The 9,019-nt window shown below is 43.7% G+C and carries 11 protein-coding genes; 3 read left to right on the forward strand and 8 right to left on the reverse strand.

What is annotated here, in order from left to right; all coding sequences use genetic code 11:
- The 6 genes from ligA to B3763_RS07410 form a co-directional block, all read right to left on the reverse strand.
- On the reverse strand, positions 1–1,146 hold a 1,146-nt coding region (gene ligA / locus B3763_RS07385), incomplete at its 3' end, for an NAD-dependent DNA ligase LigA (RefSeq protein WP_286745280.1).
- Between the two features lie 5 nt (positions 1,147–1,151).
- Complete coding sequence (gene xseB, locus B3763_RS07390; protein ID WP_189630607.1) at positions 1,152–1,346, reverse strand: exodeoxyribonuclease VII small subunit; 195 nt, start codon at positions 1,344–1,346, stop codon at positions 1,152–1,154.
- A complete protein-coding gene (gene xseA / locus B3763_RS07395) occupies positions 1,336–2,574 on the reverse strand; it encodes an exodeoxyribonuclease VII large subunit (protein ID WP_189630608.1) in 1,239 nt (412 codons plus the stop codon). The genes xseB and xseA overlap by 11 nt, the downstream gene beginning before the upstream one ends.
- Before the next feature lie 166 nt (positions 2,575–2,740).
- Entirely contained in the window at positions 2,741–3,244 is a 504-nt protein-coding gene (locus tag B3763_RS07400; RefSeq protein WP_286745284.1) for a Spy/CpxP family protein refolding chaperone, read from the reverse strand.
- Positions 3,245–3,248: 4 nt separating this feature from the next.
- A complete protein-coding gene (locus B3763_RS07405; protein ID WP_189630610.1) occupies positions 3,249–3,806 on the reverse strand; it encodes a hypothetical protein in 558 nt (185 codons plus the stop codon).
- A 30-nt stretch (positions 3,807–3,836) separates the two neighbouring features.
- Positions 3,837–4,376, reverse strand: coding sequence for an RNA polymerase sigma factor (locus B3763_RS07410; RefSeq protein WP_189630611.1), 540 nt, complete (start codon positions 4,374–4,376; stop codon positions 3,837–3,839).
- Between the two features lie 255 nt (positions 4,377–4,631).
- On the opposite strand from B3763_RS07410, the gene B3763_RS07415 reads away from it, so the two are divergent.
- A complete protein-coding gene (locus B3763_RS07415) occupies positions 4,632–5,093 on the forward strand; it encodes a MarR family winged helix-turn-helix transcriptional regulator (protein ID WP_286745288.1) in 462 nt (153 codons plus the stop codon).
- Here B3763_RS07415 and B3763_RS07420 read toward each other — a convergent pair.
- On the reverse strand, positions 5,083–6,204 hold the full coding sequence (locus tag B3763_RS07420) for a P1 family peptidase (protein WP_286745291.1): 1,122 nt from the start codon (positions 6,202–6,204) through the stop codon (positions 5,083–5,085). The two genes, B3763_RS07415 and B3763_RS07420, sit on opposite strands and share 11 nt — an antisense overlap.
- 105 nt (positions 6,205–6,309) lie before the next feature.
- Between B3763_RS07420 and B3763_RS07425 the strand changes: the two genes are divergently transcribed.
- Positions 6,310–7,542: an MFS transporter gene (locus B3763_RS07425; protein ID WP_286745294.1), complete on the forward strand. Its 1,233-nt coding sequence runs from the start codon at positions 6,310–6,312 to the stop codon at positions 7,540–7,542.
- Between the two features lie 54 nt (positions 7,543–7,596).
- Positions 7,597–8,007 (forward strand): heme-binding domain-containing protein, encoded by a 411-nt coding sequence (locus tag B3763_RS07430; RefSeq protein ID WP_286745296.1) that lies wholly within the window; start codon positions 7,597–7,599, stop codon positions 8,005–8,007.
- Between the two features lie 152 nt (positions 8,008–8,159).
- Here B3763_RS07430 and B3763_RS07435 read toward each other — a convergent pair.
- Positions 8,160–9,019 (reverse strand): universal stress protein (locus tag B3763_RS07435; protein WP_286745299.1); only part of this gene is annotated, 860 nt, incomplete at its 5' end.

Raw genomic sequence — 9,019 nt, forward strand, 5'->3', positions numbered from 1 at the left:
GATGATTTCTCCACCTTTTTCTACGAATACTGTGTCGCCCAGGCGGAGATCCAGGCGTTCGATCTCGTTGGCATTGTGCAGCGATGCTCTTTTAACGGTAGTTCCGGCCAAGAGCACGGGTTTTAAATTGGCTACGGGAGTAACGGCTCCTGTGCGGCCCACCTGGTAAGATATACTTTCTAAAACGGTTGAGGCACTTTCGGCTTTGTACTTGTAGGCAATGGCCCAGCGAGGGCTTTTGGCTGTGAACCCAAGTTCGTTTTGATGGTGGAGACTATCTACTTTTATTACTACTCCATCGGTTTCTGATGGGAGTTCGTGTCTTTTGGTTTCCCAATAGGCTATATAGTCGAGTACTTCTTCTATAGATTGGCAACGTTTGTAGGTCTGTGAAACATTAAAGCCCCATTTTTCCAGCAGGGCAATAGACTCAGAATGAGTATTTACCTCAACGGATTCGCCAAGAAGGGAGTAGAGGTAACAGTCGAGTTTTCGGTAAGCAACTACCGAAGAGTCTTGCATTTTTAGCGTACCCGAAGCTGCGTTTCTGGGGTTGGCCAGAGGCTCTTCTCCGGCATCAATCCGTTCAGCGTTGATCCGGGCGAACTGCTCTTTTGGAAAATAGACTTCTCCTCTAACCTCAAAACTATCAGGAGTTTGTGTGCCAATACGCAAGGGTATACTTCGTATGGTTTTAGCATTGGCGGTAATGTCGTCTCCTTGTGTGCCATCGCCACGGGTTACTGCGCGCTTCAATATTCCTTTTTCGTAGGTTAGGCTCAGAGCCACTCCATCGAACTTTAGTTCGCAGAAGTATGCATACTCATTAGTTCCCAGTCCTTTTTTTACCCGATTATCCCAGTCTATAAGTTCTTCTTTAGAATACGTGTTGCCCAAAGAAAGCATGGGATATTTATGAACAACCGTTTCAAAGTTTTTGGTTATGGTTCCTCCTACACGTTGGCTGGGGGAGTCTTCGAACTTGAACTGAGGAAACTTGTTTTCAAGGGCAATAAGTTGCTCCAATAATTGATCGAACTCAAAGTCTGAAATTTCAGGTTGGTCTTTCTGATAATAGAGTTCGTTATGGTAATTGATTTGCTCTGTGAGCTTTTTAATTTCGGAGAGGGCTTGTTGCTCGGTCATGGGAGTTAATTGAGTTTTTCAAGCGATGATTGTATTTCTGCTTCTGTGTTTTCCAACTTGGCTTTGCAGTCGTTGATTAGCTTTGTAGCCTCTTTAACCAGACTCGACAGTTCGTCAATGTCGGGGTTTTGGTTTTCAATTCTCTCCACAATTTCATTGATTCGCTGGAGAGCTTCTTTATAGGTTGTTTTACTGCTCATTTTCTATGTTTGTCACCTTGCTTTCAATTTGTGTGTGTTGATTTTTGGTGATCAGCACGTCTCCCACTGCAATCGGCTGTTGGTTGATTGACCTTCCATTTTTCAGGGTAATGGAGTATCCGCGCTTAAAGATTGTTTCCGGGTCTATGAGCTTAATCTTATCCTCCAGACCCGTCAACAGAGAACGGCTTTTTTCTACCTGCGCTCTGCTGGCGAATTTAAGCATATGTTGTTTATCTGACAGAAGCTGTTGGGCTTGTTTTAGATAATTGAGGCCTGATCTTTCAAGCCGATGCCCCATTTGAACTAACTGTTGCCGAGCCATATTAAACTTATCTCTCACCCCTCTTTCTACACGTGTATTGAGATCGTAGAGTTGGTTATAGAACCGGTCCATGCCTGAAATAATAAATTCGGCTACGGCTGTTGGCGTTTTCAATGCTGTGTTGGCCACAAGGTCGGCTACTGTCTGGTCACGTTCATGACCAATGCCCGTAAGAACCGGCAGTGGAGCCGAGGCAATGAGTTTGGCCAGGTTGTAGCCATCAAAACTGTCCAGATCGGTTTGGGCACCACCCCCTCTGATTATGGCGATGAGGTCGTACTTTTCTTGGCGCTGTCGTATGTTTTCCAACGCTTTGGCAATTGAGTTTTCGGTTTCTGTTCCTTGCATGGTGGCGTTAAAGCTTTCAATCAGAAAATCGTAACCTTGTGAGTTGTTTTCTAGCTGATCGATGAAGTCGCCATATCCTGCTGCGGTGAGTGAGCTAATGACGGCTATCCGCTGAGGTACCAGAGGTAGGGGCAGCGACTTATTGAGGTTTAAAAAACCTTCTTCTTTGAGCTTGCGAATGGTTTCCTCTCTCTGCCGCGACCTTTCTCCAATAGTGAAGTTGGGGTCTATATCGTTAACGGTCAGGCTGAGCCCATATACTTCATGAAAATTGATACTCACATTGAATAGTACTTTGATGCCCGGCTTGAGGGTAGAACCTGTGGCTTGCTCGAATTGCTGGCTGAGTGTGCGGTAGGTATAGGCCCAGATGTTAGCTCTTATTTTGGCCTGAATAAAGTTATTCTCCTTTTCTACCAACTCCATATAGCAGTGGCCCTTCTGGTTGTTCCGAAGCTCACTTATTTCTGCAATGACCCAATAGGAACCAGCCAGGTTGTTTTCCAGCTGGCTTTTGATCAGGTGATTGAGTTGAAAAAGGGAGAGATGCGCCATGTTGCAAATTACGGCAAAGCCGGCAGGCTACAAACGAAAAAGAAAACATATACCTGAACAGTTTGGCGCGTTAGAGGCAGGTGGCTATGTGTTTAAAAAAGAACCGACTCTGCTGCTTTATGGGCAACAGAGCCGGTCGGGTTTTGTTATTACGAAGTTTTGCCTTCTAGTGATTTTGCTGGGGAAAATGTCTGTTTCCTCCATTATCCCTATTAGGCCTGTCTTTATCGTCACTAATGCGCTTCATTAAAGACCGTCTGAAATCAGAATCTATTCGAATAACCATCCATATCTGATTTTTATCGAGTACTTCGTTAAAACGGGTGAGGTATTTCTTTTCCAGATCGAGTTCTGCCTGTTTTTGCTCCAGATATACCTCAAGCATTTTATCGGCATTTTCATCGGTCATGTTTTTCCATCCGTTAGCCCCCACAAGGTTTCTTTTTTGCTCGTTGTATTTTTTACTCAAAGCGTCTTTTTCCTTTTCATATTCGTTGAAAATGGGCCAGAATTTTTGTGCGGTTTCGCTGGTAAGTTGCAGCCTGTTCGACAAAAAGGCTATGCGGGCTGCTTTTAATTTTTCCCAGTCGTCAGAGCTTCTGCCATTGCGGTCTTGTGCTACGACAAGGTTGCAGGCAATTGCCAACAAAAGTATATATGCGAATCTCATGATCTTAGTAGTCAAAATATTCAAAATGGTAATCCAATTCTGCATTGGTAGTTAGCAGGTCAGCAAAACTATTAAGTTCTTCGGCAATTATTTCGTCCAGTATCAGATCGAACGAGTCTACATCGCTGAAAATATCGTTTTGAAAGGCCTGTTGTGCATTGAGGTAATCAATTATTGTATCGTCAGAGACCAGCTCCAGGCCTGATTCATTGTTTTCGGGCAGTGCTTTAGGCGAAAGAAAGTAAAAGCTTGCGATAAGCACTAAGCTTGCCGCTACGGCCAGCCAGCGCATTGGGCTTTGCTTATAAAGCGGAACTACTTTACGTTCCCGGCCCACAGTTTTGGCCATTATTTCTTCCGTTAACTCTTCGAAGTAGTTTTGAGGAACCTCGAATGGAAGCGTCTTCAGCTTTTCATTTTTGTAAAGCGTGCTGTCTTCTCTTTCTGCGGCTTCAAGTATGTCTTTATTTAGCCGATCGAAATAACCCTCCGGTACCTCGAAAATATTCTTGGCCAGTTCGGGTTGGTCTTCAAGCTTAATATGTCGGCCTTTTTTGTTCATGGTACTTTGATTTTCAAATGGTTAGAAGGTTTAATCTGCGTTCAGTTCTTCCTCTACTTTTTTAACAGCCAGGTGAAAGCTGGCTTTTAAGGCACCCACGCTGGTGCCGGTTATTTCTGCTATTTCTTCGTACTTCAGGTCATCGAAATATTTCATGTTAAACACCAGTCGCTGCTTTTCGGGCAGTTTTAGTACGGCTTTTTGGAGTTTCATCTGAATCTCATCTCCGTTAATCAATTGACCGTGTGTCAGGTGGTTAGAAAGTTCTTTGTGAACATCGTCTATAGAGAGTGCAGTTCTTCGTTTAATTCGTTTGAGCTGATTCAGTGCTTCGTTGGTAGCTATTCGGTATATCCAGGTAAATAGCTGAGAGTTTTCCTTGAACTCATCGAGGTGTTTGTACACTTTAATGAAAACCTCCTGAGTCACATCGTCTGCATCGTCATGTGTAATAACAATCTTACGAACATGCCAGTACACCCGCTCCTGATAAGCCGAAACTAACTTCCGAAAGGCCCTTTCTCTTGTGGAGGGTTGCTTAAATTCGGTGAGTATTTCCTGTTCGTGCAAGTGGTGAAGTTTTGGAGTTAGATGCTACTGCGAATGAATGGTTTAATATAGTTGTACTAATTTACATTATGCTGCTGAATTTGAGGGGTTTTCTTACATTTGATAATGTGTATCTGCAGGTTTAGGACGCAAATTTTTTAATGTGTGTAATATTACGTTCAATGTACAAAACAAACCTGTGGTATAATGTGTATTTACTGACGTGGAAGAATTAGTACAATGTGTTAATTTTAGGCGTCATCCAACCAAAGACCCATGGGAATCGCGGAAGATATAAAACAGGGCAAGGACTTTAAGAGTTCTTACGAGAAATTGATAGTTAACATTCTTTACACCAACGGCTGGTTGTTAGACAAGCAGAACAAGCTGTTAAAGACCTTTGGTATCACCTCTCCGCAATACAATGTAATGCGCATACTAAGAGGCCAGTATCCTAAACCATGTACGGTAAACACTATTATAGAGCGTATGCTGGATCGTATGTCGAATGCTTCCAGAATTGTAGACAGGCTGGAAACAAAACGGTTGGTTGAGCGCACTATTTGTGAGACGGATCGAAGGGCAAAAGATGTGCTCATTACAGCTAAGGGGCTCAAAGTGCTGGAACAGGTCGATGAGGCGCTCGCATGCTGGATGAAAGGCTTCGAAGGCATTGATATTCAGTCGGTAGAGGGGGCCAGCGAGGTGTTGGATGCTATGCGGGCCTCTATCGAGTAACTCCATATTTTTTCAGCAAGGGCAGTACTTTATCCATCGGTAGTGCTTCAATGGTTCGGCCGTTGCCTTCCATGCGTTTAGCCGCTATTAGCGAATTAATTATGGCTTCTTCGGTGGCTTCAATGGCGGCCATAAATAATGGCGATATGTTGTCATTTCTCAATACATCGCCCGTGTCGGTTGTATGAGCGGTTTGGTATGCAATTCTCATGTTTTCGGCTGTAGAGGCAGCTATTACATAATCTCCACTACCGTTGGAGGCGATTCCCCCGGTTTTGGCCAACCCCAACATGGCTCTTTTGGCCAGCCTTTCCAGTTGTCTGGCATCCAGGGGAGCGTCAGTCAAAACTACAATCATGCATGAACCATCACTTTTCTCAATAGCACTCCTGAACGGGTACCGGTTAAGTTCTTGTCCTATGGGAGCTCCGGCAATGGTTAGGTTGCCGCCAAAGTTCGATTGTACCAGAACGCCCACCGTATAACCTCCCAATGTTTCCGGAAGCCTTCTGGATGAGGTGCCAATGCCTCCCTTAAACCCAAAGGCTATGGTGCCTGTTCCGGCTCCAACATTACCTTCGGTTACCGGGCCGGATTGTGCTCCCTGAATGGCTTTTATTACATGGTTTTCAGTAATGTGCATACCTCGAATATCGTTAAGGCCGCCATCGTTAGTTTCACCCACTACCGCGTTTACCGATCGTACATTTTCGTTGCCGGGTAGGTCAAGCGTATATTTGACAGTACCCTGTATGCCCATAGGTACGCTCAAGGTGTTGGTAAGAATAATAGGCGTTTCCAGGTTGCCTAACTCCTGCACCTGGCTGATTCCCGCGAGTTTGCCAAAGCCATTGCCAATATAAATGGCGGCCGGTACTTTTTCTTGAAAGATGTTTCCCGCATGGGGAAGAATGGCGGTTACCCCGGTTCTTACAGTTTCGCCTTCAATGAGAGTGGTGTGACCAACTTTTACCCCGGGTACATCCGTAATGGCATTCCATTTTCCGGTGGGTAGGACACCAATAGTAATGTTGTAATCTCTAGCTCGTTGGCCTATGGCCAGGTGAGTAGAGAGGAACAGAAGTATCAGAAATATCCCTTGCCTTTTCATCTCATCAAAATAGAGATTATCTGTCAAATTCGGAGCTACAGATGGTATAAGTGGGCTCTTTTAGGAAGTTTCACTATCTTCCGAGTGCTACTTTAATTAAAAGCTATGAATCACAAGGCCATCAAGCTTTCGTTGTACATCAACTATTTTGTTTTTGCCATTCTGCTCAATTCTGTGGGGATCGTTATTCTTAAGTCGCAAAAAGCTTTTGGGGTAGATGAGGTAGAAGCAAGCACTTTGGAGGGGTTTAAAGACATTTCCATAATGGTAACTTCTTTTCTTATCGCTTCTTTTCTACCAAGAATAGGATATAAAAAAGGAATGCTGACTGCCCTTGGGGTGGTGACCATAGCCTGCCTGGTAATGTATTTCGGTAATTCTTTTTTAACTACTAAGCTCCACTTCCTGATGGTAGGTATAAGCTTCGGTGTTATTAAAGTGGCTGTATACTCGGTAATTGGCCTGGTAACCAATAGCCAGAAGGAGCATAATAGTTTTATGAGCAATATAGAAGGGGTGTTTATGTTTGGAATTGCTCTGGCCTATTTTCTTTTCCCCGCATTTAATGTGCCTGACCAACCCAATGCATGGCTCAATGTATATTGGGTTTTGGCTGGACTTACTTCTGTGGCTTTTGTGTTGCTCTGGAAGGCACGGTTTGAGCACTCGTATGAAGCTCCCGGCAATAGCCTTTCGGCCGATTTTATGGAAATGATTTCTCTGATAGCCAAGGGTTTGGTACTGGTGTTTGTTGGAGCCGCATTTTTATTTGTGATGGTGGAGCAGGGAATAATGACCTGGCTGCCGACTTTTAACGAGAAGGTTATGCAGTTGCCTGAAAACGTGGCGATAATGATGGCGAGCATTTTGGCCATTTCGCTGGGTATTGGACGCTTGTTAGCGGGGCAGTTGTCGCGATTATTTTCATGGCATGTAGTTTTGGTAGTGAGCATATTAGGGGCAATGGCTATGGTGCTATTTGTGTTGCCTGAAGCTGTAAATGCCAATATAGATGGAGTGGAAACATTGGCGGATGTGCCCCTGATTGGCTACGCATTTCCCTTGGTTGGCTTGTTTATAGCTCCCATATATCCATTGCTCAATTCGGCAGTACTTAGTGCATTGCCTAAAAAGCTGCATAGTCCCATGTCAGGGCTCATTATTATTTTTTCAGCCTTGGGAGGTACCATAGGCTCTCGAATTGTAGGCTATCTTTTTAAAACACTGGGAGCCGAAAAAGCCTTTACCTATACGCTAATCCCTATGGCTGTTTTGCTTACCGCTCTGTTTATGCTTAAACGACTTACGGCAAGGGAGTTGGCTAACAAGAAATCTTAAACCTTTTGAAGAACCAATTGTCGAAACATTAATTTTTTAAACCTATAACAAACTATGAAAAACCAACTCAAAGCTATTTTTGGTCTCTCTGCATTGTTTTTTTTGACAAGTGCTTTTGTGGTAGCACCAAGCCCCAATGAAAGCAGGGATGCACAGGAGCAGGATGCTAAAATTGAACTTCCCGAAAATGTAAAAGCCATTGTAGAGAAGAAGTGTATGAACTGCCATAAACCCGATGCTCGTAATGAAAAGGCAAAAGAGAAGCTGCAATGGGTTAAGGTGCCTCAAATGAATAAAGAGGAGCAAGAGCATTTTGTAGCTGAAATGTTCGAGGTTTTGGAAGATGGTAAAATGCCTCCTGAAAGAATGGTAGAGCGTTTTCCTGAAATGAAATTGACCGAAGAAGAAACCAAAACCTTGTTGGCCTGGGTAGAGAAAGAAGAAAAGCGTCTGAAGGGCAAATAGCCTATCAGTTTTTGGCCTTTGGCAAAGCCGGGCTAGAGAAGGAGCCTCTCAAAATTCCGGATTCTGCTTACTCTTGAAGAGGAAAGCAGGAGTTTTGAGAGGCTCTTTTTTTATGGTTAACAAACCCGATCCGTGTGGTTATGAAAAACCTATTAGATTTCTTTAATCAGATCGATAAAGCCTGAGTTTTGCCCCTTAGGCCTTACCACCATCATAGGAATATCATTGTTGTACTGAATTAGTTGTTCAGCGCGACTTCCAATAAAGAGGGCAGTAGTAGATGTTCTTCCTTTTACGCCAATAAAAATAGCGCTCGGATTGTTTTCATGGGCAAAGTCTATGATATCCGTCACCGGATTGTCGTTGGTGTCTAATGAATAAACCACCTCAAGGTCTACCCCCTCATGGTCTATTTCTGACATGAATTTTTTGTAATCCTTTTCCGCATTGGCACGCATCACTTCGGCAAATTCCTCGTAGGTTTTGCCTGAGTAATGATAGCCCCCCGGCACTGTATATACGTTCTGACATACAATCTTTACTCCCGGATACTTACGGGCAACTTTAATGGCTTCTTCCATGGCAATTTTAGAGTGCTTGGAGAAGTCGCACGGAACATGCAACATGTTCACTGTAGGTTTAGCCTCTTCCGGAATGATGAATAGGTTACAGGCTGCTCTTCTGGCCAGACGGTTGGAAAGAACACCTCCTCCAATGAAGTTCTTGTGTCTTCCCATCATAATGAGATCTATGTTGTGTTTGTCTACAAACTTAAGAATGGCCTTAGACGGAGCTCCTTCTTTAATGTGATAGCTTGAGATATCTTGCAGATTTTTAGGGAGCGTATTTTTTACCAGTGTACTGATTTTACTTTTACGCTCTTCAATGGCCTTATCCTTAATTTCAGGGAAGTCTCGTAGTACCTCTTCCGGTATTTTTATCTCACTAATGCTGTTAAAGAAGTGAATCTCTTTGGTTTCATTGGTGGTGGCAATTACTTCCAAAAACCTCA

It is taken from the genome of Roseivirga sp. UBA1976, from assembly GCF_002336325.1.
GTDB lineage: Bacteria > Bacteroidota > Bacteroidia > Cytophagales > Cyclobacteriaceae > Roseivirga > Roseivirga thermotolerans.